This window comes from Streptomyces capillispiralis (assembly GCF_007829875.1).
GTDB classification, from domain to species: domain Bacteria; phylum Actinomycetota; class Actinomycetes; order Streptomycetales; family Streptomycetaceae; genus Streptomyces; species Streptomyces capillispiralis.
Genome location: NZ_VIWV01000001.1, coordinates 2,809,376 through 2,834,227 on the forward strand (window position 1 = coordinate 2,809,376; position 24,852 = coordinate 2,834,227).

14 protein-coding genes are annotated in these 24,852 nt (G+C 73.1%); 3 read left to right on the forward strand and 11 right to left on the reverse strand.

What is annotated here, in order from left to right:
- Nucleotides 1-117: 117 nt before the first annotated feature.
- The 6 genes from FHX78_RS11580 to FHX78_RS11605 all read right to left on the reverse strand — a co-directional run bounded on the left by FHX78_RS11580 (nucleotide 118) and on the right by FHX78_RS11605 (nucleotide 12,599).
- Nucleotides 118-1,821, reverse strand: coding sequence for a recombinase family protein (locus tag FHX78_RS11580; RefSeq protein ID WP_167531742.1), 1,704 nt, complete (start codon nucleotides 1,819-1,821; stop codon nucleotides 118-120).
- 223 nt (nucleotides 1,822-2,044) lie between these two features.
- Nucleotides 2,045-2,989 carry an NAD(+) diphosphatase gene (gene nudC / locus FHX78_RS11585; protein WP_145867358.1) on the reverse strand — a complete coding sequence of 315 codons (945 nt, stop codon included), beginning with the start codon at nucleotides 2,987-2,989 and terminating at the stop codon, nucleotides 2,045-2,047.
- Nucleotides 2,990-3,136: 147 nt separating this feature from the next.
- Nucleotides 3,137-4,549, reverse strand: coding sequence for a dipeptidase (locus FHX78_RS11590; RefSeq protein WP_145867359.1), 1,413 nt, complete (start codon nucleotides 4,547-4,549; stop codon nucleotides 3,137-3,139).
- Between the two features lie 10 nt (nucleotides 4,550-4,559).
- Nucleotides 4,560-8,249, reverse strand: coding sequence for an ATP-dependent helicase (locus FHX78_RS11595; protein WP_145867360.1), 3,690 nt, complete (start codon nucleotides 8,247-8,249; stop codon nucleotides 4,560-4,562).
- Between the two features lie 100 nt (nucleotides 8,250-8,349).
- Entirely contained in the window at nucleotides 8,350-11,955 is a 3,606-nt protein-coding gene (locus FHX78_RS11600) for a UvrD-helicase domain-containing protein (RefSeq protein ID WP_145867361.1), read from the reverse strand.
- Nucleotides 11,956-12,212: 257 nt separating this feature from the next.
- Complete coding sequence (locus FHX78_RS11605; RefSeq protein ID WP_145867362.1) at nucleotides 12,213-12,599, reverse strand: MGMT family protein; 387 nt, start codon at nucleotides 12,597-12,599, stop codon at nucleotides 12,213-12,215.
- A 186-nt stretch (nucleotides 12,600-12,785) separates the two neighbouring features.
- On the opposite strand from FHX78_RS11605, the gene FHX78_RS11610 reads away from it, so the two are divergent.
- From FHX78_RS11610 to FHX78_RS11620, 3 genes are all read left to right on the forward strand, one after another.
- The gene (locus FHX78_RS11610; protein WP_145867363.1) at nucleotides 12,786-15,473 is read left to right on the forward strand and encodes a lysylphosphatidylglycerol synthase transmembrane domain-containing protein; all 2,688 of its coding nucleotides are present in this window, start codon (nucleotides 12,786-12,788) and stop codon (nucleotides 15,471-15,473) included.
- 103 nt (nucleotides 15,474-15,576) lie between these two features.
- Entirely contained in the window at nucleotides 15,577-17,124 is a 1,548-nt protein-coding gene (locus FHX78_RS11615; protein WP_145871869.1) for an alpha/beta hydrolase, read from the forward strand.
- 144 nt (nucleotides 17,125-17,268) lie between these two features.
- Nucleotides 17,269-18,762, forward strand: coding sequence for an alpha/beta hydrolase (locus FHX78_RS11620; RefSeq protein ID WP_145867364.1), 1,494 nt, complete (start codon nucleotides 17,269-17,271; stop codon nucleotides 18,760-18,762).
- A gap of 71 nt (nucleotides 18,763-18,833) precedes the next feature.
- Here FHX78_RS11620 and moeZ read toward each other — a convergent pair whose 3' ends face one another.
- The 5 genes from moeZ to FHX78_RS37145 form a co-directional block, all read right to left on the reverse strand.
- Nucleotides 18,834-20,012: an adenylyltransferase/sulfurtransferase MoeZ gene (gene moeZ / locus FHX78_RS11625; protein ID WP_145867365.1), complete on the reverse strand. Its 1,179-nt coding sequence runs from the start codon at nucleotides 20,010-20,012 to the stop codon at nucleotides 18,834-18,836.
- Nucleotides 20,013-20,075: 63 nt separating this feature from the next.
- Nucleotides 20,076-20,825: a spherulation-specific family 4 protein gene (locus tag FHX78_RS11630; RefSeq protein WP_145867366.1), complete on the reverse strand. Its 750-nt coding sequence runs from the start codon at nucleotides 20,823-20,825 to the stop codon at nucleotides 20,076-20,078.
- A complete protein-coding gene (locus tag FHX78_RS11635) occupies nucleotides 20,813-21,847 on the reverse strand; it encodes an NAD-dependent epimerase/dehydratase (protein ID WP_145867367.1) in 1,035 nt (344 codons plus the stop codon). Before FHX78_RS11635 ends, FHX78_RS11630 begins: the two co-directional genes overlap by 13 nt.
- 75 nt (nucleotides 21,848-21,922) lie before the next feature.
- The gene (locus FHX78_RS37140; RefSeq protein ID WP_189908520.1) at nucleotides 21,923-23,062 is read right to left on the reverse strand and encodes a hypothetical protein; all 1,140 of its coding nucleotides are present in this window, start codon (nucleotides 23,060-23,062) and stop codon (nucleotides 21,923-21,925) included.
- Nucleotides 23,059-24,774 carry a DUF3492 domain-containing protein gene (locus tag FHX78_RS37145; RefSeq protein WP_189908519.1) on the reverse strand — a complete coding sequence of 572 codons (1,716 nt, stop codon included), beginning with the start codon at nucleotides 24,772-24,774 and terminating at the stop codon, nucleotides 23,059-23,061. The genes FHX78_RS37140 and FHX78_RS37145 overlap by 4 nt, the downstream gene beginning before the upstream one ends.
- Nucleotides 24,775-24,852: the final 78 nt, after the last annotated feature.

The following is a 24,852-nucleotide window of genomic DNA, read 5'->3' on the forward strand; positions in this document are numbered from 1 at the left end:
AGAGGCGCCTCACATGCAGTGACCTGCACTTTTCCCTGCCGCGCCCCGTACATTGCCGTTCCCCCGCGATGGGTGGCGGGGCGGATGTTGCCTCCGGTGACCGGAAGCTCGCCAGCCTCAGGCGGGAGTCGGAACCTTCTCGGCTCCCTCTGCTCCCTTGGCTTCCTCTTCGGCCTTCGCTTGCTGCGCCGCACGTTCCGCTTCGAAGTCCTCCCAACGGCTGACGATCTCCCACTCGACCCCCGTAAGCGTCACGGGCTTCTCGTACGGCCTTCCGGGCAGCGACACCGGCGCGATCGGGGCGAGCACCTGAGAAGCCTTCACAGGGGTTTCCGACCATGAAACGCCCTGCTGCCGAATGTTCTCGATGAGCTCGCCTGGATCGATGGCGAGAACATCGGGCCGGAAGTACGCCTTCACCTTGTGCTTCTTCAGGAACTCCCGGCGCTCGTCGACGCTCGACCGCTGCCACCACTCCGCGTAGCTCTCGCCCGTTCCCGTCCACACAGTCACGGGCTTCGGCCCTTCCTGACTGGTGATCTTCTCGCGTTCCTGAGCGAGGCTCGCGACCTGCGAGGCGTATGCGACGGCGCTGATCTCGTCCTGCTGGAGTTGCTTGAGGAGTTGGTTCATCTTGCCGTCGATCACGGCGAGCTTCGCCGCACGGCTGTCATCGATGGTCGTCGTCGACTCCATCCGTTCCAGATGGCCGATCTCCCCGAGCAAGGCCGACTCCAACCAGGGGTACAAATCCTCGGACCAGAACCTCTGCTTCGGGCAGGCGTCGATGCCCTTGCTCTTGTTGCCGTGACAGCGGTACCGCTCACGCTGCCCCTTGGACAGGTTGCCCTTGACGTAGTACAGCGGGCTCCCGCACGTCAGGCAGAACGTCACGCCCACGGTCGGCGAGGTTGAGCCCTTCGGTTTCTTGTACTTGACCGAGGCGACGGCTTCCGACAGCTTGGCCCACTCCTCCTCGTTCAGCACCGGTCCCGACCGCATGACGGGCGTTCCGTCGTCGTTGCGGACCACGTAGCCGTTGGCGCGTACGTACTCCCCAAGAAGGGATCGACTGGTCAGTACGGCCTGCACCGTCGTCGCCGTCCACCTGCTTCCGCGCGGTTTCGGAGCAGCCAGCCGTGTCGTGCTCTCTCCCGCAGCCGCACGGATACGAGCGATGTCCTGAGCCGTGGGCACGCCCTGGTCGTTCAGCCAGTCGGCAACGGCGGAGAAGCTCGGCTTCTCGATGAAACGCCGGATCATCTCGATCAGTGTCGGACCGTACTCGGGGTCGAGTTCCAGAGTGAACCCTTCCTCGCCCTTCACCGCTCTACGCCCAAACGGGACAAGGCCGCCCGGCCAGCGGCCCATCTTGCGCATGGTCTCCCGGGACGCCTTGTTACGGGCCTTGATGGCGTCCAGCTCCGCCTCTGCGACGACAGCCAGGATCTTCGCGATCGTCTTGCCCCACGGCTTCGAGAGATCGAAGCCCTCCTCGCAGGAGATCAGGCCCTTACCGTTCGCCTCGCACCACTCGATGATGTCGGAGAGGTGACGGACCGACCGAGCGATGCGGTCGATCTTCAGGATGACGATGTGGTCGAACTGGTCTCTCTTGTTGTTGAGCCAGTCACCCAAGGACGGGCGCATCCACGGCGAGATGGACGCCGACACGTCGATGTCGACGGCGAAGTCGATCAACTCCATCTCTTCGGCATCCGCCCGCTTGCTGATGCGTGTGCGCTGAGTTTCCTCGCCGGTCTGGTTCTCGTTGCCTACAGACAGACGGACCACACCAAGAGCCCTGGGCTTGTCGCTCACCCTTGCCCCTCCCCAAGACATGGGCGGCCCTCCCGGCCGCCACAGGGCAGGGAAGTCTACAGACCGTGCCGACAATCCTTCTCCCGCACGCTCGACGCTCACGAACCCGTCGCTGGCGCAGGTGAAGCGGAAGATCGGCGTCTGAGCGTTCCGCACGGCGTTCGCACGAGGAAGCGGGGTGGCCTCCCTCGGGGAGGGCCACCCCGCTTCCGCGTGTCCCGGGTCAGAAGGCGCTGCGGGTCGGCAGGTCCTTGCCGTACCAGCGCTCGATCAGGCGGGCCGCGATCGAGATGCCGTAGGGCGGGAGCACTTCGCCCGACGCGAAGGCGGCGCCGAGTTCCTCGCGGGAGAACCAGCGGGCCTCGTGGATCTCGTCGCCGTCGACGTCGATCTCGGTCGAGGTGGCCTGGGCGACGAAACCCAGCATGAGGCTGGACGGGAAGGGCCAGGGCTGGCTGGCGACGTACTCGACCTCGCCGACGCTGATGCCGACCTCTTCGTGGACCTCGCGGCGCACCGACTGCTCGATGGACTCGCCGGGCTCGACGAATCCGGCGAGCGTGGAGAAGCGGCCCTCGGGCCAGTGGACCTGGCGGCCGAGCAGGATGCGGTCCTGGTCGTCGATCACGGCCATGATCACCGCGGGGTCGGTGCGCGGGTAGTGCTCGGCGCCGCAGGCGGGGCAGCGGCGGATGTGTCCGGCGGCGGCGATGACGGTGCGCTCGCCGCATCGGGAGCAGAAGCGGTGCAGCCGCTGCCAGTTCTCCAGCGCCACCGCGTGGACCATCAGACCGGCCTCGCGCGGCGACAGGAGCAGCCCGGCCTCCCGCAGGCCGGCGGGCCGCGCGGACTCGTCCATGCGGCCGGGCAGGGCGTCCTTCTGGAGGGCGAAGTAGCTGACCCCGTTCTCGTCGGTGCCCAGGAAGTAGCGGTGTGCCTCGGTGAGCGGGGCCTCGAAGGACGGGGTCATGACGAGTTCGGTGCGCCCGTCCGCCGTCTCGTCGATGAGGACCTGTCCGCCGGACACCACGAAGCAGCGGGTCGAGGGGTGGCTCCACGCCGCCGCGAGCCATGCCTCGTCGAGCCGGTGGTGGGCGGCGCGGTCGATGCCGCTCGGGGCGGTGAGCGAGATGGGGCGGTCGGCGGTGTGGTCGGTCCAGGTGGTCACGGGTGCTTCCAACTCCCCCGGGGGGACGGATCGGGTCGGCGGGCGGTTCGGCGGGACGTGCGGTGGGAGGGGACCGGTCCGGCGCGCGCGGTGGCGGGCCCTTCCAGTGTGCCCCGCGCGGGCATCGGGTTCGTACGGGGTGATCGGTCAGGGTGCGTGCCGCCAGTGCTCGGCGAGGTCGCCCCACAGGTGGGCGCTGGTCTCGACGCCCTTGAGGAGAAGGTCCAGTTCGACCTTCTCGTTGGGGGCGTGCCAGCCGTCGGACGGGACGGAGATCCCGAGGAAGAGCACCGGTGCGCCCAGGACGTCCTGGAGGTCGGCGGCGGGTCCGGAGCCGCCCTCACGGGTGAAGCGGACGGGTGCGTCGAAGGCGCGGCCCATCGCGCGGACGACGGACCGCAGCGCCGGGTGGTCCAGGGGCGTGAGGCAGGGGCGGGTGGCGGGGCTGAAGACGATCTCGTGGCGGATGCCGTCGGGCAGCTGCCCGGGCACCCAGTCGCGGACGGCCTCGGCCACGTGCTCCGGGTCCTGGCCGGCGACCAGCCGGAAGGACAGTTTCACCATGGCGGAGGACGGGACGATCGTCTTGCTGCCGGGGCCCTGGTATCCGCCGCCGATGCCGTTGACCTCGGCGGTGGGGCGGGCCCAGACGCGCTCCAGGGTGCTGTACCCGGCCTCGCCCCAGGTGCCGCGGGACCTGGCGGTGCGCAGCCACTGCGACTCGTCGAAGGGCAGCTCGGCGAACAGTTCGCGTTCGCGGTCGGTGAGTTCGACGACACCGTCGTAGAAGCCCGGGACCGCCACGCGCGCGTGCTCGTCGTGCAGGGCGGCCACCAGGCGGGCGACGGCGGTGGCCGGGTTGGGGACCGCGCCGCCGAAGGAACCGGAGTGGATGTCCTGGCCGGGGCCGTACAGCCGGATCTCGCACTCGGCGAGGCCGCGCATGCCGGTGCACACCGTGGGGGTGTCCTCGGACCACATGCCGGTGTCGGAGACGATCACGATGTCGGCGGCGAGCCGGTCCGCGTGCTGCTCGACGAGCGCCCGGAAGTGCGGGGAGCCGGATTCCTCCTCGCCCTCGATCAGCAGTTTGAGGTGGACGGCCGGGGTGGTGCGGCCGGTGGTGGCGAGGTGGGCGCGGACCCCGAGGGTGTGGAAGAACACCTGCCCCTTGTCGTCGGCGGCGCCGCGCGCGTAGAGACGGTTGTCCCGCACGACGGGCTCGAAGGGCTCGCTGTCCCAGCCGTCCTCGCGGGCGGCGGGCTGCACGTCGTGGTGGCCGTAGACCAGCACGGTGGGGGCCCCGGGGTCGGCGGAGGGCCACTCGGCGTAGACGGCCGGGGCGCCCGGGGTCTGCCAGACCTCGGCGGTCGGGAAGCCGGTCTCCTTGAGCTTGGCGGCGAGCCAGTCGGCGCTGCGGCGCACGTCCGGCGCGTGGTCGGGCTGGGCCGAGACGGACGGGATGCGCAGCCACTCGGCGAGGTCGTCGAGGAACGCGCCGCGGTGCTGCTCGATGTACGTACGGACGGCGCTGACGGCATTGTCAACGGGCTGGCTCATGGTCACGAGCCTATCGGCCCGGGGCGGTGTCCTCGGAGTGCGGTATCTCACCGGGCGGCTCCTCCAGCAGCAGCCGCTCCAGCTCGGCGCGGCCGGGCAGGGGGTCGGGGCGGACGACCTCGCCGGTGCGGACGTACAGGAAGGCGGCCGTGACGGTCTCCAGGGGGACGCCCTGCTGCTCGGCCCAGGCGAGCCGGTAGACGGCGAGCTGCAGCGGGTCGGCGGTGCGGCCGCGGCTGGTCTTCCAGTCGACGATCTCGTACGTCGTCCCGTCCCCGTCGCCCTCCTTGTAGACGGCGTCGATGCGCCCGCGCACGACGCGGCCGGCGAGCGACAGCTGGAAGGGCGCCTCCACGCGGTGGGGCGTGCGGTGGGCGTACTCGGTGCGTTCGAACGCTTCCTTGAGGGCTTCCAGGTCGCGTTCGTCGTCGATCTCGGCGTCGCTGCCGGGCAGCTCGTCCGGGTCGAGCAGGGGGAGGGTCAGTTCCTCGAAGCGTGCCTCGACCCAGGCGTGGAAGCGGGTGCCCCGGCGTGCGGCGGGCTGGGGCGGGCGGGGCATGGGGCGGGCCAGCTCCCGGGCGAAGCCGTCCGGGTCCGCGGCCAGGCGGAGCAGCTGGGACGCCGTCAGCGAGGCGGGCAGCCGGACCTCGGTGACGCTCTCGCGGGTGCGCAGCAGCTCTCCGGTGAGGGCGTCGAGGTCGCGGTCCCAGGACGCGACGGTGCGGGCCTCCTCGGGGGTGAGCCGGGGCCCACCGGGCTGCCGCGGCGGGCGGGGGCGGTCCGCCGCGCGGGGGCGCGCGGCGGGTTCCGGGGCGGTCGCCTGGTGGGGGACGGCGGTCGCCTGACGGGGGACGGTGGGGCGATGGGGGGCCCGGGAGTCCCTGTTGCCCGGATCGGTGTCGGCGAAGGGGTCCTCGTCGGGGAAAGGGTCCTCGTCGGGGAAGGGGCCGCTCTCGGAGAAGAGGTCCTGGCCGGCGTCGTCGGTGAAGAGATCCTCGTCGGCGTCGGTGAAATGGTCCTGGCCGGCCGGGAAGGGTTCCCCGTCGGCGTCGGTGAAGAGGTCCTGGCGGGTCGGGAAGGGGTCCTCGTCGGCCGGGAAGGGGTCGCCTTCCGGGAGGTGGGCGTCGTCGTCGGGCGGCGGCGGCCAGTCCGGGTCGTCGTACGTGTCCGGGTCGTGTACGGCCGTGGCGGGGCCGTCCGGGTGGCCGTCGAGGTGGGCGAGGACGGTCGCGGCGGCCGCGCGACGGCGGGTCATGGCCTCGTCGTCCAGGGGCAGGGGCCACGCCTGGGCGTCGGCGGCCCGCCGCAGGGCGGGGTTCTCCTCGTCCTCGGCGGGCTCGTCGGCCCACGCCTCGATCTCGCCGTACCCGGCGGCGCAGTGCTCGTAGAGGGCGTGGAGGAACGCGGAGGGGCCGCGCGGCTTCTTCTGGCTGGGACCCCACCAGTGGCCGGAGCCGAGGAGCAGGGAACGGGGGCGGGTGAAGGTGACGTAGCCGAGGCGCAGCTCCTCGGTGTGCTGGTGTTCCTTCATGGCCTCGTGGAAGGCCTTGAGGCCCCGGGAGTCCCAGGACGTGACGTCGGGGAGGGTGTCGGCGTCGCCGCGCAGTTCGTGCGGCAGCACCTTGCCCTGCGCGGTCCACTTCTCGCGGCCCTGGCTGCTGGGGAAGGTGCCGGTGACCAGCCCGGGTACGGCGACGACGTCCCACTCCAGGCCCTTGGACTTGTGCGCGGTGAGCACCTTGACGGTGTTCTCACCGCCGGGCAGCGCGTTGTCCAGGCCCTTCTCGTACTGGGCGGCGGTGCGCAGGAAGCCCAGGAAGGCGAGCAGGGAGGCCTCGGCGTCTCCGGCGGCGAAGGACGCGGCGATGTCGAGGAAGTTGGAGAGGGTCTCGCGGCGGCGGGCGGCCAGGGCGTGCGGGGACGCGGAGAGCTCCACCTCCAGGCCGGTGACGGCGAGGACGCGGTGCAGCACGTCCATGAGGGGGTCGGCCAGGGAGCGGCGCAGGTCGCGCAGTTCGGCGGCGAGGCGGGCGAAGCGCACGCGGGCGTCCGGTGAGAACGGCAAGCCGTCGTCGTCGCCCCGGCCGTCGAGCGGTGTCTCCAGGAAGGTGTCGAGGGCGTCCGCGAGCGAGATCACCTCGGCCGGGTCGACGCCCTCGACGGCCGCGGCGAGCCGCCGGTCGGGATCGTCGTCGCCGTCCACGCCCGCGTGGGAGACGAGCAGTCGCGCGCGCCGCCCCAGCAGGGCGAGGTCACGGGGGCCGATGCGCCAGCGCGGGCCGGTCAGCAGGCGTACGAGGGAGGCATTGGCGCCGGGGTCCTGGAGGACCTCGCAGACGGCGACGAGGTCGGCGATCTCGGGCAGGTGCAGCAGTCCGGAGAGGCCGACCACCTCCACGGGGACGTCCCGCGCCACCAGGGCTGCCTGGATCTCGGCGAAGTCGCCGGCCGTGCGGCACAGCACGGCGATCTCGCCGGGCGCCTTGCCGGTGCGGACGAGGTGGGCGATGGAGTCGGCGATCCAGTCGATCTCCTCCGCGTGGGTGGGCAGCAGGGCGCAGCGGACGGTGCCGTCGCGTTCGGCGCCGGGGGCCGGGCGGAGGGCCTCCACGCCCGCGTGCATCGCGCGCAGGGGCTCGGCGAGACCGTTGGCGAGGTCGAGGAGGCGGCCGCCGCTGCGGCGGTTCTCGCTGAGCGACTGGCGGGTGGCGGGGCGGCCGTCGGCGTGCGCGAAGTGTTCCGGGAAGTCGTCGAGGTTGGCGACGGAGGCGCCGCGCCAGCCGTAGATCGCCTGGCAGGGGTCGCCGACGGCGGTCACCGGGTGGCCGGTGCCGTCGCCGAAGAGCCCGGCCAGCAGGACACGCTGGGCGACCGAGGTGTCCTGGTACTCGTCGAGGAGGACCACGCGGAACTCGTCGCGCAGGACGCGGCCCACCTCGGGAAGGGCGGCGAGCCGGGCGGACAGGGCGATCTGGTCGCCGAAGTCGAGCAGATCGCGGTCGCGTTTGGCGGCCCGGTAGCGCAGCACCAGGTCGGCCAGTTCACGCCGCGCGGCGGCGGCCTCGGGGACCTTGCGCAGGTCGGCGTTGGTGAGCTTGGTGTTCTCCAGGGTGCGCAGCAGCCCGGCGTCGTGGGCGCGCAGGTCCTCGGGCCGTACGAGGTGTTCGGCGAGCTCCCCGTCGAGGGTGAGGAGGTCCCCGACCAGGTCGGGGAAGGAGCGGGTGAGCGCCGGGTAGGGACCGGGCGCCTCGCGCAGGACGCGCGCGGCGAGCTGGTAGCGGGTGGCGTCGGCGAGCAGCCGGGAGGTCGGTTCGAGGCCGATGCGCAGGCCGTGGTCGGTGAGCAGGCGGCCCGCGAAGGCGTGGTACGTGGAGATCACGGGCTCGCCCGGGGGGTTGTCCGGGTCGATGGCGTCCGGGTCGGTGACGCCCGCCTTGATCAGCGCCTTGCGGACGCGTTCGGCGAGCTCACCGGCGGCCTTGTTGGTGAAGGTGAGGCCGAGTACCTGTTCGGGGGCGACCTGGCCGGTGCCGACCAGCCACACCACGCGTGCCGCCATCACCGTCGTCTTGCCCGATCCGGCTCCGGCCACGATCACCTGCGGGGCGGGCGGCGCGACGATGCAGGCCGTCTGCTCCGGGGTGAACGGGATGCCGAGGAGCTCCTTGAGCTGATCGGGATCGGTGATACGAGCGGGCACACGCAGAGGCTATCGGCGGGCACTGACAGTGCCCGCCCCGAGCGCGGGCCCGGAGCGGAGAACCGCAGGTCACAGACGGTGGTGCGATGCGTCACGCCGGTCATTCGACGACGTGGCGGCCTTCCGGTCGGGCGCTGCACGAGGCCCGAAACGCGCAGTGGGCGCAGTGCTGGCCCGCGGTGGGGGTGAACCGTTCGTCGAGGACCTTGCCGGCGGCCGTGGCCAGCAGGTCACCGACCCACTCCCCCTCCAGCGGCTCCTGGGCCTGCACCTTGGGCAGGCTCTCGCCGCCGTCCCGTTTCGCGGCGCCCTGGCGCAGCTGGACGAGTTCGGCACCGCCCGGTTCGGGGCGCGCTCCGTCGAAGGCCGCGTCGACGGCGCCCGCGCGGACGGCGAGCTGGTAGACGGCGAGCTGGGGGTGCCGGGCGACCTCGGCGGAGCTGGGCGCCTGCTTGCCGGTCTTGAAGTCGACGACGTAGGCGCGGCCGTCGCCGTCGGTCTCGACGCGGTCCATCTGGCCGCGGATGCGCACCTCGTAGCCACCCGCTTCGAGCGTGACGTCGAAGTCGTGCTCGCTGGCCACCGGGGTGCGTCCGGTGCGGTCCATCACATGCCACCTGAGGAAGCGTTCGAGGGCCACGCGCGCGTTCTCCTTCTCCTGCGCCGACTTCCACGGCGCGTCGAAGGCCAGCGCGTTCCACACCGAGTCGAGGCGCTCCATGAGGACGTCGAGGTCGGCCGGGGTGTGCCCGGAGGCCACCTCGTCGGCCAGGACGTGCACCACGTTGCCGAAGCCCTGGGCCGCGGTGGCGGGCGCGTCCGCCTTGACCTCGCGGCCGAGGAACCACTGCAGGGCGCAGGTGTTGGCCAGTTGTTCGAGGGCGCTGCCGGACAGCACGACGGGCTGGTCGCGGTCGCGCAGCGGCACCTTGGACCGCGTCGGTTCGAACATGCCCCACCAGCGGTACGGGTGCGCGGACGGCACCAGGGGGCGGCCGTCCTCGTCGGCGAGCGCGGCGAGCCGGGCCAGCCGCTGGGCGGCCGCTTCCCGGAGGGTGTCCGAGACGCGCGGGTCGACCGTGGTCGCGCGCAGTTCGGCGACGAGCGCGGCGACGGACAGGGGACGGCGGGGGCGTCCGGTGACGTCCTTGGGCTCGACGCCGAGTTCGGTCAGGAAGCGGGAGGGCTGGTCGCCGTCGTCGGCGGGTGCCTTCACCGCGGTGACGACGAGACGTTCACGCGCGCGGGTGGCGGCCACGTAGAACAGGCGCCGCTCCTCGGCGAGCAGTGCGCCGGGGGTGAGGGGTTCGGCGAGTCCGTCGCGGCCGATGCGGTCGGCCTCCAGCAGGGAGCCCCGTCGGCGCAGGTCGGGCCACAGGCCCTCCTGGACACCGGCCACGACGACCAGGCGCCACTCCAGGCCCTTGGAGCGGTGCGCGGTCATCAGGCGCACGGCGTCGGGGCGGGCGGCGCGGCGTGTGAGGGTGTCGGCGGCGATGTCCTCGGCGTCGATCTCCTCCAGGAAGTTCAGCGCGCCCCGGCCGCCGGTGCGTTCCTCCGCGCGGGCGGCAGTCGCGAACAGCGCGCATACGGCGTCGAGGTCCCGGTCGGCGTTGCGGCCGGCCGCGCCTCCGCGCCGCGCGGAGCGCTCCAGTCGCTGGGGCCACGGGGTGCCGTCCCAGAGGTCCCACAGGGCCTCTTCGGCCGTACCGCCGCCCGCGAGGCGTTCGCGGGCACGGCGCAGCAGGGCGCCGAGGCGCTGCGCGCCCCGCGCGTAGGCGGGGTCGTGGACGGCGAGCCGCTCGGGCTCGGCAAGGGCACGCGCGAGCAGTTCGTCCGAGGGCGGGGGCAGCGGATTGCCCGCGGCCCGTTCCTCCTCGCGCAGGGCCCGTCCGAGCCGGCGCAGGTCGGCGGCGTCCATGCCGGCGAGGGGTGAGGCGAGCAGGGTGAGGGCGGTCTCGGTGTCGAGCCAGCAGGGCCCGGCGCCCGACGCCGCTCCGTCGGCCTCCAGGGCCGCGTCGTCCGCCTCCTCAGCCTCCGGGGCGCCGTCGTCCGCCTCCCCGGCCTCCGGGGCGTCGTCGTCCGCCTCCCCGGCCTCCGTGGCCGCGTCGTCCGCCTCCCCGGCCTCCGGGGCGTCGTCGTCCGCCGCCCCGCCTTCGTCGTACCTCGCGTCGTCGGCGTTCCGCGCGGCGTCGTCCGGCGCGGTGTCGGCACTCCGCGCGCCGCCGTCGACCCGCCCGGTGTCGGCACCCCGCGCGAGAGCATCGTCCCGCGCGGTGTCGGCATCCCCCCGGATGTCGTCGTCCCGCTCCCCCGCCTCCGCCGTCGCCACCGCGCGCAGGGCTGTCAGCAGTGGGGCGACCGCCGGTTCGTGGCGCAGGGGCAGGTCGTCGCCGTCGACGTCCACGGGGACGCCCGCCGACGTGAGCGCGCGGCGGACCGTGGGCAGGGTCCGGGAGCCGGCCCGTACCAGGACGGCCATGTCGTTCCAGGGGACGCCGTCCTCCAGATGCGCCCTGCGCAGGATGTCGGCGATGTTGTCCAGCTCGGTGCCGGACGTCGGGTACGTGTACACCTCGACCCGGCCGCCGTCCCGTGCCGCGGTCAGCTCCCGGTGGGCGCGGACCTTCTCGGCGGGCAGCCGGGGCAGCGGCATCCTCCGGGTCACCCGCCGGGTGGCCTCCAGCAGGGCGGCGCCGGAGCGACGGGAGGTGCGCAGCACCTCGACGGGGGCCGGGCGGCCGTCCGCGCGGGGGAAGGCGTACGGGAACTCCAGGATGCCGCCCACGTCCGCGCCCCGGAAGGCGTAGATCGACTGGTCGGGGTCGCCGAAGGCGACGAGGGTGCGTCCGCCGGCCAGCGCGTGCAGCAGCCGTACCTGGGCCGGGTCGGTGTCCTGGTACTCGTCGACGTAGACGGCGTCGTACCGCGCGGCGAGCTGCCCGGCGATCTCGGGGCGGCGGGCGAGGAGCACCGCGCGGTGGACCAGTTCGGCGTAGTCGAGGACGCCCTGCAGGTCGAGGACGTCGAGGTACTCGGCGAGGAAGGCGGAGGCGGCGCGCCAGTCGGGGCGTCCGATGCGGCGGGCGAAGGCGTCCAGGGCGTCGGGGCCGAGGCCCAGTTCGCGGCTGCGGGCGAGCACCGCGCGGACCTCGTCGGCGAAGCCGCGCGTGGTCAGGCAGGCGCGCAGGTCGTCCGGCCAGCGCACATGGGCCAGACCGAGCCGCTCCAGGTCCACCTGTCCGGCGAGCAGCTCGCGGACGGTGACGTCCTGCTCGGGGCCCGACAGCAGCCGCAGCGGCTCCACGAAGAGGTCGCTGTCCTGGTGGGCTCGGATCAGGGCGTAGCAGAACGAGTGGAACGTGGTCGCCTGCGGGGCGCGCGCGGCCCCCATCCGCAGCGCCATGCGGTCGCGCAGCTCGACGGCGGCCTTGCGGCTGAACGTCAGCACCAGGATGCGCTCGGGGTCCCCGCCGCGGGCGATCCGCGCGGCCACGGACTCGACCAGGGTGGTCGTCTTTCCGGTCCCCGGACCTGCGAGGACGAGCAGCGGGCCGGTCCTGTGGTCAACCACGGAGCGCTGTGCGGCGTCAAGAGAAGGGGGGTTCACGCGAGCCGGCGGGGTACGCACCAGTCGATGAGCACCACGGTCCCCCCGCCGCACCCGGGGGTGCGACAGGCCGCTGGTGGAGGAAGAGGAGCTCACGTGGTTCGCCGGTCCTGGTGGGTGTGCTGTTGGGGCATGCGCCGTGCGTGCGGGGCGGTGGGCGCGGGGTGAAGGGGACACGCGCAGCCGACGCTACGCCGGTGAAAAGCGCGGAAGCAGCCCTTCCGCTTCTTCTCCCCGGGCACTCCCGTCACACATGCCCCTCACCTCACGAACGTACGTCATGCCACGGATGTGCCTCATGTCCCCCGGAAGGATCACAGGTCACACGGCGGCGACCGGGATGGCGGAAGCTGTCAGGTGTGACCCTCGGTGTGCCCGCCGCCGTCCCACCGCGCACGCCTCATGTCGAGGCGCGGCACATGACCCTCCGCGGCCCGGCTCGCCTCCTTGAGAGGCGTGCCCTCCGCGCGGTAGTGGCCGAGGGCTCTCAGTTCGTGGCCCGGCAGCAGCACACCGTCCGCGCGGACGACGCGCCACCACGGAACGGCTCCCCCGTAGAGGGCCATCACGCGGCCGACCTGACGGGGACCGCCCTCCTCCAGCCACTCGGCCACGTCCCCATAGGTCATGACACGCCCCGGCGGGATCAGCTCGGCCACCTCGAGGACCCGCTCGGCGTACTCCGGCAGGGCGTCCGCGTGCTCCGGGCCGTCGCCGGACGGAAGGCTCTCCTGGCTCATCCGGCCCATCCTGCCCCACCCCACCGACAACGCGACGCGCTCGCGCGCGTGCGGACGGCTCGCCCCGGAGCAGCGCTTCGGGCAGACTGTGCCGCCCCGCTTTGGGACCCTGATGCCCCCTTGTGCCGCTACGGCATGCCACCATCATGCGGGCGGTGACTGGTGATACGAGACCGAGAAGAGACGATGAAGCAGCAGGGCGCGCACCCCGGAGACACGGAGGGCACCCCTGACGCGTCGTCGCGCCCGGACACCGCGGACCCCGACACGGTGCACATCGACGAGGTCGAGGGTGACGAGCCACTGCTCCCCGCGCGGGTGCACCGCCCGTCCGACCTCATGCGACTCCTGGGCGGCGTCCTCGCCGTCGTGGTGCTGCTGGCGATCGCCGCCTTCGCCCACGGCACCACCTCGGGCCTCGAACAGGACATCAACAAGGGCACCGGCCAGGCGCCCGACCTGCTCATCAAGATCGCGGGTCTGGCGTCCAGCATCGCGATCCTCCTGGTGCCGGTCGCCTTCGCCATCGAGCGGCTGATCAAACGGGACGGACTGCGGATCGCCGACGGCGTGCTCGCCGCCGTCCTCGCGCACGGTGTGACACTCGCCACCGACCTGTGGGTCGCGCGCGCCGCCCCGGACTCGATCCAGGAGGCGCTCACCCAGCCCTCCCCCGGGGACATCCACGCGCTGACCGACCCGGTGCACGGCTACCTGGCCCCGGTCATCGCGTACATGACGGCCGTCGGCATGTCCCGCAGACCCCGGTGGCGCGCCGTGCTGTGGGTGGTGCTGCTCCTCGACGCCTTCTCGATGCTCGTCACCGGCTACACGACACCGTTCTCGATCATCCTCACCGTGCTGATCGGCTGGACCGTCGCCTACGGCACCCTCTACGCGGTCGGCTCGCCCAATGTGCGCCCCACGGGCCGCACCCTGATGGCGGGCCTGCGCACCGTCGGTTTCCGCCCCGTGAGCGCCGCCCGCGTGGAGGCCGCGGACGCCGCCGAGGCGGGCGACCGGGGGCGCCGCTACTTCGTCACCCTGGAGGACGGTCCGCCGCTGGACGTCACGGTGGTCGACCGCGAACAGCAGGCGCAGGGCTTCTTCTACCGCGCGTGGCGCAATCTGGCGCTGCGCGGCTTCGCCACCCGCAGCAGCCTCCAGTCACTGCGCCAGGCGCTGGAGCAGGAGGCGCTGCTGGCCTACGCGGCCATCGCGGCCGGCGCCAACGCGCCCAAGCTGATCGCGACCTCCGAGCTCGGTCCCGACGCGGTGATGCTCGTCTACGAGCACAGCGGCGGACGCACCCTGGACTCGCTGGCGGACGAGGAGATCACCGACGACCTGCTGCGCGACACCTGGCACCAGGTACGGGCCCTGCAGTCCCGCCGTATCGCGCACCGCAGGCTGGTGGGCGACGCCATCCTGGTGGATCGTTCCGGCACGGTGATCCTCACCGACCTGCGCGTCGGCGAGATCGCGGCCGGTGATCTGCTGCTGCGCATGGACACCTCCCAGCTGCTGGTGACGCTGGGCCTCAGGGTGGGCGCCGAACGCGCGGTGGCCTCCGCGCTGAGCGTCCTCGGTCCCGACACCGTGGCGGACTGTCTGCCGATGCTCCAGCCGATCGCGCTGAGCCGCTCCACGCGCGCGACCCTGCGCAAGCTGGCCAGGGAGCGGGCGGAGCGGGAGCGCGAGGCGGTCCTGGAGGCCTCCCGGCACTCCCGGCCGGCCCGCGCGGAGCACGGCGCGGACGACGACGCACACCCCGTGGCGCTGGAGAAGGTCGACAAGAAGGCCGTACGCGCCGAGCAGCGGGCCGAGAAGCGGGCCATCGACGAGGCCCTGGAGGAGGCCCGCGAGGAGGATCTGCTGGCCCAGATCCGGCACGAGGTGCTGCGGATCAGGCCGCAGGCCCCGGTCGAGCCGGCCCGTCTGGAGCGGGTGCGCCCGCGCACGCTGATCAGTTTCATCGCGGGGGCCATCGGCGCGTACTTCCTGCTGACGCAGCTCACCCACATCGAGTTCGGCCCGCTGATCGCGAACGCGGAGTGGGGCTGGGTGGCCGCGGCGGTGCTGTTCTCGGCGGCCAGTTATGTCGCGGCGGCCATGGCGCTGCTCGGGTTCGTACCGGAGCGGGTGCCGTTCCCGCGGACGGTGGCGGCGCAGGTCGCCGGGTCGTTCGTGAAGATCGTCGCGCCGGCGGCGGTGGGCGGTGTCGCACTGAACACGCGCTTCCTCCAGCGCGCGGGGGTGCGGCCGGGGCTCGCGGTGGCGAGCGTGGGCGCGTCGCAGCTCTTCGGGCTCGGCTGCCACATCCTGATGCTGCTGGCCTTCGGCTATCTGACCGGTACCGAGAAGACGCCCTCCCTCACTCCGTCCCGCACGGTCATCGGGGGCCTGTTGACGGTGGCGGTGCTGGTGCTGGTGGTGACCTCGGTGCCGTTCCTGCGGAAGTTCGTCGTCACCCGCGTGCGGTCGCTGTTCGCCGGGGTCGTGCCGCGCATGCTCGATGTGCTGCAGCGGCCGCAGAAGCTGGTCACCGGTATCGGCGGCATGCTGCTGCTGACGGCCTGCTTCGTGATGTGCCTGGACGCCTCGATCCGGGCGTTCGGCGACGAGACGACCTCGGTCAGCCTCGCGAGCGTCGCCGTCGTGTTCCTCGCGGGCAACGCGCTGGGGTCGGCGGCGCCGACACCCGGTGGTGTGGGCGCGGTGGAGGCGACCCTGACGGTCGGTCTGATCGCGGTCGGGCTGCCCAAGGAGGTCGCCGCGCCGGCCGTCCTGCTCTTCCGGCTGCTGACCCTGTGGCTGCCGGTGCTCCCCGGATGGCTGGCCTTCAACCACCTCACGCGCAAGGCGGCCCTGTAGGCGGCGCCGGACGGACGGCACGGGCCTCGGACCGTACCCCGTACGGCTCGTGTCCCGCGCGTCCCGCCCGGGGCGACCGCAGGATGGGAGCATGCCCCACCCCCTGTCCCGGCCCTTCCGCCTGCGGGCCGCCGCCCTGGCCGTCGTCGCCGTACTGCTGCCGGCCCTGCTGACGGGCTGCGGCGAGGACGACAGGGACGAGGACCTGACGGGGCAGCAGCTGAGCTGGGAGGACTGTCCTGCCCCGGCCGAGGCGCAGGGCGGCGGCGCCGCCCCGTCCCCGCTGCCCGGCGGCCGGGGCAAGTGGAGCTGCGCCACCATGAAGGCGCCGCTGGACTGGGACGATCCCGACGGCGCCACCATCGACCTGGCGCTGATCCGGGCCAGGTCGAGCGGCTCGGCGGACCGGCGCATCGGCTCCCTGATCTTCAACTTCGGCGGTCCCGGCCTCTCCGGCGTCCACACGCTGCCCGCCTTCGGCACGCAGTACGCGACCCTGCGGACCCGCTACGACCTGGTGGGCTTCGACCCCCGCGGGGTGGGCCGCAGCGCACCCGTGCTCTGCCTCGACGACCGGCGGCTCGACGCGTACCTCCAGCAGGACGCCACCCCCGACGACAGCGCCGAACGCACCGAACTCATGGAGACCACCACCGAGTTCAACGCGGCCTGCGAGAAGAACTCCGGACGGACCCTCGCGCACGTGCGCACCGCGGACGCCGCCCGCGACCTGGACCTGATGCGCCAGGTCCTCGGCGACGACGAACTGCACTACTTCGGCGTCTCCTACGGCACCGAGCTCGGCGGCGTCTACGCCCACCTGTTCCCCGGGAAGGTGGGCCACGCGGTGTTCGACGCGGTCGTGGACCCCACACAGGACGCGGAGCAGAGCTCGCTGGGCCAGGCGCGCGGGTTCCAGCTCGCGCTCGGCAACTACGCCGAGCACTGCGTCTCGCAGACCGGTCCGTGCCCGGTCGGCGACAGCGCGCAGGACGTCAAGGACCGTATCGGCAGGCTGCTGAAGGACCTCGACAGCCGGCCGATCCCCGGCGCCTTCCCGCGGGAGCTGACCCAGACCGCGGCGACCAGCGGCATCGCGCAGGCCCTGTACTCCCAGGAGCTCTGGGACTTCCTCACCGACGGTCTCCAGGAGGCGTACGACGGCGACGGGACGATCCTGATGCTGCTGTCCGACGCGCTGGCCGGGCGCGACGATGGGGGCGGGTACAGCAACATCGTCGCGGCCAACGTCGCCGTCAGCTGCTCGGACCACCGTTCCCGCTACACCCCCGCGGACGTGGAGCGCAGGCTGCCGCGGTTCCGGGCGGCGTCCGGTCTGTTCGGCGAGTACATGGCGTGGGGGCTGGTCGGCTGCACCGACTGGGCGGTGCCGGGGGCGGCCGATCATCCGGACGTGAGTGCTCCGGGCGCGGCCCCGATCCTGGTGATCGGCAACACGGGCGACCCGGCCACACCGTACGAGGGGGCGCGCAGGATGGTGGAGGAGCTGGGTGAGGGCGTCGGTGTGGAACTGACGTACGAGGGGCAGGGGCACGGGGCCTACACCAGCGACAACCGGTGCGTGCGGGACGCGGTGCACGGCTACCTGCTGGACGGGAAGGTGCCGGCGGCCGGGACCGTCTGCTCCTGAGCGGACGTCAGACTCACAGGGAGTCAGGAAAGCCGCAGGTCAGAACGTTATCCACAGGCTTCCCCGGCAGGCGGCGGATCTGCCTACCATGGCACGACCGCCATCCGCGGCACGGTGCGGACGGCCAGCGAGGGGGGAAGGCGCATGACCCGAATCACACGGTGGACGGCCCTGACGGTCGCCGCCGCGCTGCTGACGGCGGGCTGCAGCGGCTCGTCGGACGACGGCTCCGGGGGCGACGGCAAGAGCGGCGGGACGGCGCTCGACTGGGGACGCTGCAAGGGCGGCGAAGACGCTCCCGCTCCGGGCGACGACTGGCAGTGCGCCACCCTGCGGGTGCCGCTGGACTGGGCGAAGCCCGACGGCCCGACCGTCGGACTGGCCCTGATCCGGGCGAAGGCGACGGGGGACGACCGTCTCGGCTCACTGCTGTTCAACTTCGGCGGCCCCGGCGGCTCGGGCGTTTCCACGATGCCGTCCTACGCCGCCACGGCCTCCGAGCTGCGCGAGCGGTACGACCTGGTGAGCTGGGACCCGCGCGGGGTGGCCGCCAGCGAGGGCGTCCGCTGCCGTGACGACAAGGCCATCCAGGCCGCCGAGTCGTCGGTGGACGGCACCCCGGACACCCCGGAGGAGGAGCGGGCGTTCCTCGCGGACGCCGCCGACTTCGGCAAGGGCTGCCAGGAGCGGGCCGGCAAGCTGATGGCCCATGTGTCGACCACGGACACCGCGCGCGACATGGACCGCATCCGGCAGGCCCTCGGCGACGACAGGCTGAACTACTTCGGCATCTCCTACGGCACCGAGCTGGGCGGGGTCTACGCCCACCTGTTCCCCGAGAAGGTCGGGCGGATGACGCTCGACGCGGTGGTCGACCCAAGCGCCGACACGATGGGGCACGCCAAGAACCAGACGCGCGGCTTCCAGACGGCGCTGGACAACTACCTGCGGTCCACGGGCCGGGACCCCGAGCAGGGGACACGGGAGATCGCGGAGCTGCTGGACCGGATCGACGCCGAACCGCTGCCGACGTCCTCGTCCGGGCGCGAGCTGACGCAGACCCTGGCGCTGACCGGCATCGTGCTGCCGCTCTACAGCAAGGACGGCTGGCCGGCGCTGACCAGCGCGCTGAAGGCGGCGGAGGAGGGGGACGGTTCGGAGCTGCTGGCGCTGGCCGACGGCTACAACGACCGCGACACCTCGGGACGCTACGGCACGACGACCCACTCGCAGCGGGTCATATCGTGCCTGGACGACAAGCAGCGGCCGACTGTGGCGGAGACGAAGAAGCTGCTGCCCGAATTCGAGGAGATCTCCCCCGTGTTCGGGTCCTTCCTGGGCTGGGACACGGCGGGCTGGTGCCACGACTGGCCGGTCCCCGGCCAGCACGACACCCCCGAGGTGAGCGCGCCGGGCGCTGCGCCGGTCCTGGTGGTGGGCAACACCGGCGACCCGGCCACGCCGTACGAGGGCGCCCGGAAGATGGCGGACGAGCTGGGCGAGGGCGTCGGTGTGGTGCTCACCTGGAAGGGCGAGGGCCATGGCGCGTACGGCAGTGGGAGCGACTGTGTGGACTCCACGGTGAACGCGTATCTGCTGGACGGCACGGTGCCCGAGGACGGCAAGGTCTGCTCATGACGCGGGCGGGGGCTCCCCGCACCCCTGGTGCGCGAAGCCCCCGCCCCGGCCTCGGTAGCGGCCGATGTGGCTCAGTAGACCGGCTTCTCCGGTTCGATCTGGTTGACCCAGCCGATCACGCCGCCGCCGACGTGGACCGCGTCGGCGAAGCCCGCGGACTTCAGGACCGCGAGGACTTCCGCACTGCGGACACCCGTCTTGCAGTTCAGGACGATCTTCTTGTCCTGCGGGAGGCTCTCCAGGGCGGTGCCCATGAGGAACTCGTTCTTGGGGATCAGGCGGGCGCCCGGGATGGAGACGATCTCGAACTCGTTCGGCTCGCGCACGTCGATGAGCTCGATGCTCTCGCCGTCGTCGATCCACTCCTTGAGCTGCTTGGGAGTGATCGTGGAGTCGACGGCCGCCGCCTGGGCCTCCTCGGACACGACGCCGCAGAAGGCCTCGTAGTCGATGAGCTCGGTGACGGTCGGGTTCTCGCCGCAGACCGCGCAGTCGGGGTCCTTGCGGACCTTGACCTGGCGGTACTGCATCTCCAGGGCGTCGTAGATCATCAGGCGGCCGACGAGGGGCTCGCCGATGCCGGCGAGCAGCTTGATGGCCTCGTTGACCTGGATGGAGCCGACGGACGCGCACAGCACGCCCAGGACGCCGCCCTCGGCGCAGGAGGGGACCATGCCGGGCGGCGGGGGCTCCGGGTACAGGCAGCGGTAGCAGGGGCCGTGCTCGGACCAGAACACCGAGGCCTGGCCGTCGAAGCGGTAGATCGAGCCCCACACGTACGGCTTGTTCAGCAGCACGCAGGCGTCGTTGACCAGGTAACGGGTCGCGAAGTTGTCCGTGCCGTCGACGATCAGGTCGTACTGGCTGAAGATCTCCATCACGTTGTCGGCCTCGAGCCGCTCCTCGTGAAGGATCACGTTCACGTACGGGTTGATGCCCTTGACGGTGTCACGGGCGGACTCGGCCTTGGGACGGCCGATGTCGGCCTGGCTGTGGATGATCTGACGCTGCAGGTTCGACTCGTCGACCTCGTCGAACTCCACGATGCCGAGCGTGCCCACACCGGCGGCGGCCATGTACATCAGCGCCGGCGAACCCAGGCCGCCGGCGCCCACACAGAGCACCTTGGCGTTCTTCAGCCGCTTCTGCCCGTCCATGCCCACATCGGGGATGATCAGGTGGCGGGAGTACCTGCGGACCTCGTCTACGGTGAGCTCGGGGGCCGGCTCGACCAGGGGTGGCAGCGACACGGGGACTCCGTTGGTCGGTCAATCACTACGGTTGTTCTCGCCTCAACACTGCCATGGCCTTTTTCATTCCGAGACACCCGTCCCGACCCGCGAGACGATGTCGTCCCAGTAGCCGGGCAGGGGCTCCCAGGCCTCGGTGCGACCGCCGTGTCCGGTGTGGTCGGTGAAGTAGAGGGTGGCCGCGCCCTGCCAGCGGGCGATCCGCAGGGCCTCGTCCAGGTGCGGCCCGGGCACTCCGTGCACGAAGTGGCAGAAGCGTTCGGGCGGGTGGTCGGCGGTCCACTCCGCCACCTGCGACCAGCGGTAGTCGCTCCAGGGGCCGGAGAAGGTGACCAGCTGGTCGGCGTGTTCGGCGTATCCCGGGTACGGGTGGGTGCCGTGGCCGAGGACGATGTGGGCGTCGTCACCGATCGCCCGGAGCGTGGTGGCGGTCCGCCGGACCTCGGGGAACGCGGCGCGGTCGGCGGGACAGCGGTCCAGGAGGAATCCGTCGACCTGGTACCAGTCGAGGAAGTGGTGGGCGTCCGAGATCACCTCGCCGAAGGTGCGCAGACCGTACGCGGTGTCGAGGTGGCCGAGGACGCGGACCCCGGCGTTGCGCAGCCGGCCGGCCGCCTCCAGGCAGTGCGGGTCGGGCTGGTCGCCGGGGCCGTCGGCCACGTTGAGCACCACCCAGTGCAGGGGGGCGCCGGGACGGGTGAGTTCGCTCCACTCCGCGGGGGCGAGGAGGGGGTGGGCGAAGCCGGGGATGCCGAGGCCGGGGCGGACATCGGTGGGGGCCGTGTTCCGTTCGGCGCGGATCAGATACGGCATGCGGCCTCCATCCAGATGTCGGCCAGCGATTCCTCCAGGTTGATCCGGGGGCGCCAGCCGAGCCGGTCCCGTGCGGTGCGTACATCGGCCTGCTGCCAGCTCCCGCAGCCGTCGGGGTACGGGAAGGCCACGGGGCCCGTCGCGTGCTGGTCGGGGTCGGGGCGGGGGTGCCCGATCGTGGGCCTCAGGTGCGTGGACTGGGTGGCGTGGGATCCGTGGGCGGCGTGGTGGGAGCCGGCCATGTGGGGCGGGTGGTGCAGACCGGGCGGGCCGTCCAGCTCGTTGAGGGCGCCGCCGTAACCGGCCACCCGGGCGAGGATGCCGGCGGCGTCGCGGAGGCGGACGGCGCGGCCGGAACCGATGTTGATCACGCCCTGAGCGGCGGACAGCGAGGCGGCGTGGACGGCGCGGGCCACATCGCGGACGTCGACGAAGTCGCGTTGCGCGCCGAGGCCGCCGAGCTTCAGCTCGCCGTCGCCGGACTGCATGGCGCGGCGCATCGCCTCGGCCAGCCGGCCGAGCGGGGAACCGGCGGGCGTGCCGGGGCCCACGGGTGAGAAGACGCGGAGGACCACGGCGTCCAGGCCGGACCCGAGGACCAGTTCGGTGGCGGCGAGCTTGCTGACGCCGTACGGGCCGCCGGGGCGGGGGACGGCGTCCTCCGCGGTGGAGGAGCCGGGCTGGCTGGGGCCGTACTCCGAGCCGCAGCCGAGCTGCACCAGCCGGGCGCCGCAGCCGCTGCGGCGCAGGGCCTCGCAGACCGTGGCGACGGCGACGGTGTTGTGCCGGGTGAGTTCGCGGGCGCCGCCCCTCGTGGTGCCGGCGCAGTTGACGACCACGCCGGGGTGGACGGCGTCGAGGAAGCGGGTGAGGGCGCCGGGGCTGCCGGTGGCGAGGTCGAAGCGGACGTCGGCGTCGTCGCCGCGGCCCAGGGCGGTGAGCTGGACCGCGGGGTCGGCGAGGAGACGGTCGGCCACGAAGCGGCCGAGGTAGCCGTTGGCTCCGATCAGCAGGACTCTCATCGGGCGGCTCCTTCGGGGTGCGGAGCTGCGGAGCGGGTGGTCATGCGGGGCTCTCCTTCGGATCCTTCGGACGGGTCACCGGGGGTGTTCCGGTGGGGTGGGGGCGGTGTGGGCCGAGGCCCGGGTGAGGGTGCGGGAGGCGTGGACCAGGAGGACCAGGGCCGCCGCACCGCAGGTGAGGGTGGAAAGGGCGCCGGGGTCCCGGGCCGTCAGGGTTTCCACGGGGGTGGCCAGGGCGGCGCAGCCGGGGAGCCGGGCCGCGAACACCGCGGCGAGGGCGGCCGCCTGGGCGGTGGCCGTGAGGGCGAGGATCACCCGCGGGGCGTGGGTGAAGCCGTGGGTGGTGAGGAGGCGGGCCAGGAGGAGCAGGGCTCCCAGGGTGAGCGTTTCCGCAAGGGCGGCGGGCTCGTCCAGGAGGGCGGACGTCGCGGTGAGGAGGACGGCGAGTGCGGCCAGGTACAGGGTGACCGTGCCGAGCAGCACGGGGCGTACGGAGGCGGCGAAGTCCTCCAGCCCGCGGCTGGAGCCGAGCCTGCGGCGGGCGTGGGAGCCGAAGAGGCGGGCGGTCCAGGCCGCCGGCGCGAGGGACAGGGCGAGTGCCAGGACCGGGGCGACGGCGAGCGGCCAGTCTCCCCCGCCGGTGCCGTCGGGCAGGCCGTCCGGGCCGCCGGTGACGGCGGTGCGGAGCAGACCGTCGCCCAGGAGGGCGTATCCGACGAGCCAGCAGGTCCACAGGGCCGTGGCGGTGCGGGGCGGGGTGGCGGCGCGGGGGCTCAGCGGTCCCCGGCGCAGTGCCGCGCGCAGGGCGAGGGTGACGGCGAGGAGACCGGCGGCGGCCACGTGGAGGCGGGTCTGGCCCTGGGTCTGGCGCAGGGCGATCACCGTTGCCGTGCACAGGGCGCCGGGGAGCACGGGGAGGAGGAAGAGGGCCGTCCGGCCGGTGCCTGTCCCGGGGGGTGTCTCGGCCGGTGCGGGCCGCGCGGTCTCACCGGCGCGGGGGGCTCTGGCGTAGAGCTCCTCCGCGAGGGAGAAGACGGTGCGGTGGCGGAAGCGGGCGGCGGTGCGGTCCGTGATGCCGTGGGCCTCCAGGCCGGCTGCGATCTCCAGCGGGTCCACCGCCCGTTCGCACAGCTCGCGGTGGCGGTGCAGCAGCGCCTTGACCGGGTCGGCCGCGCCCGGCGGGGTGCCGCGGTCCAGTTCGCCGAGGTCGGTCATCGGGCCGTCTCCGTCGCGGCGATCGAGGTGTCCAGGGCCCATGGGGGCAGGGCGCGGGAGGGGCGGTCGGTCCAGTGGCCGGGGACGTGTGCCTCGGCGGGGGTGGCGAAGGGCAGGGGGTCGCCGGTGGCGTCGAGGAGGGGGCGGCGGACCGGCGTCCGGGCGACGATCTCCAGGTAGAGGCCGTGGAACGCCGAGACGTTCTGGTCGACGGTGAACAGTTCGAGTGCGCGGGCGCGCGCGGCGGCGCCGAGGCGCGCACGGCGCTCCGGGTCGCGCAGCAGCGAGACGCAGGCCTCGGCGAGCGCCCGGGGGTTGCGCGGCGGTACGACGAGACCGGTGCCGCCGATGACCTCGACGACGGCGCCCACGTCGGTGGAGACCGTCGCACGACCGCAGAGCATCGCCTCCACCAGGCCGACCGGGAAGCCCTCGACGACGCTGGACAGCACGGTCACGGCGCCGCGCGCGTGGGCGTCGGCGGAAGTCGCCGGTCCGGCGCCGCCGAACTCCTCGAAGGACACCGGGTTGTCACCGACGGAGTGCGGGCCGTCGGCCTCGTCCGGGAAGAGCTGGGCGGCCAGTGCCCTGCAGTGGCCGAGGTAGGCGGCGCCCTCCGGGTCCGAGGGGCCGCCGATGATCCGCAGGCGGGTCTTCGGCTCCTCCTCGCGGACCCGGGCGAAGGCGTGGAGCAGTGAGACCAGGTCCTTGGCCGGGTCGACGCGTCCGGCCCAGACGAGGGTGTGCGGGTCCGCGCTCCCGGGGGACTCGCCCGCCTCCGCGAAGGGCGCGGGGTCCATGCCGGGGTACACCGTGCGGAGCTTCGCCCGGTCGGCGCCGCAGCGCTCCTGCCAGCGGCGGGCGTGTGTGTTGCCCGGCGTGACGAACTCGGCCCGGTGGTAGATCTCCGCGGCGAGCCTGCCGTGGAAGGCGGCGAGCAGGGAGCGGACCGAGGGCGGGGCGTCCGGGCGGGTGAGGTAGTGCGTCCGCAGGCGTACGCCGTACTCGGTGACCAGGAGGGGGATGCCGGAGAAGTGGTGGGCGAGCAGGCCCGGAAGGGCGGTCACCCCGCCGGCGGTGGCGTGGCACACGTCGACCGCGCCGAGCCCGTCCTCCTCGTACCAGTCGAGTGAGAGGGGGCGCAGGGCGCGTTCCAGGTGTGCGGCGACGGCCAGCAGATCCGGTACGCGGGCCTCGCGCGCGGCGCTCAGGGCGCCGGGCGCACGACAGGCGCGCTCCAGGGCGCGTACGGCCGTCTCGGAGCGGAGCGCGCCTTGCAGGCCGCCTTCGTCGCGGGCGAGTGCGGCGAGGCCGTGGAGGGCGGTGGCGAAACGGTCCGCCTCGGGGGACGCGCGGTGTGCGCCGGACGTCGCGGGCCGGTCGTCGGGGGCATGGGGGGCGCCGGAGGCGTTGGCGTCGGCACCGGCGCAGAGGACGGCGGCGAGTTCTCCGTAGAGCTCCGAGAAGCGCCGGCGCGCGCGGCGCCCGTGCACCACCCCGTCGTCCTCGGTCCCCCACAGGGCCGCGGTGCGCACCCTGCCGACCTGCGGCGGCAGCGGGACCCAGCCCGCCTGCTCCTGTGCTTCGCTGCGGCTGAACGCGTAGACGTCGAACTCGTGTCGGCCGAGTCCGCGCACCAGGCGGTCGCACCAGACCCCGCCCTCACCGTCCACATACGGATAGCCACCCTCCGTAAGCAGTCCGATGCGCACGTGTGCACCCCCGATCTCCCGTATGGGGAGCCGCCCTTGGCCCGGCGGCTCGCAGCGGGACGAACGTATGCGGACAAG

Excerpts from the sequence above, each read along its gene's own strand:
- FHX78_RS11590 (WP_145867359.1), bottom strand. The coding sequence starts at position 4,549 with ATGAGCCAGCCCGTTGACAATGCCGTCAGCGCCGTCCGTACGTACATC.
- FHX78_RS11605 (WP_145867362.1), bottom strand. The coding sequence starts at position 12,599 with ATGAGCCAGGAGAGCCTTCCGTCCGGCGACGGCCCGGAGCACGCGGAC.
- FHX78_RS11610 (WP_145867363.1), top strand. The coding sequence starts at position 12,786 with ATGAAGCAGCAGGGCGCGCACCCCGGAGACACGGAGGGCACCCCTGAC.
- FHX78_RS11620 (WP_145867364.1), top strand. The coding sequence starts at position 17,269 with ATGACCCGAATCACACGGTGGACGGCCCTGACGGTCGCCGCCGCGCTG.
- FHX78_RS11630 (WP_145867366.1), bottom strand. The coding sequence starts at position 20,825 with ATGCCGTATCTGATCCGCGCCGAACGGAACACGGCCCCCACCGATGTC.
- FHX78_RS11635 (WP_145867367.1), bottom strand. The coding sequence starts at position 21,847 with ATGAGAGTCCTGCTGATCGGAGCCAACGGCTACCTCGGCCGCTTCGTG.
- FHX78_RS37140 (WP_189908520.1), bottom strand. The coding sequence starts at position 23,062 with ATGACCGACCTCGGCGAACTGGACCGCGGCACCCCGCCGGGCGCGGCC.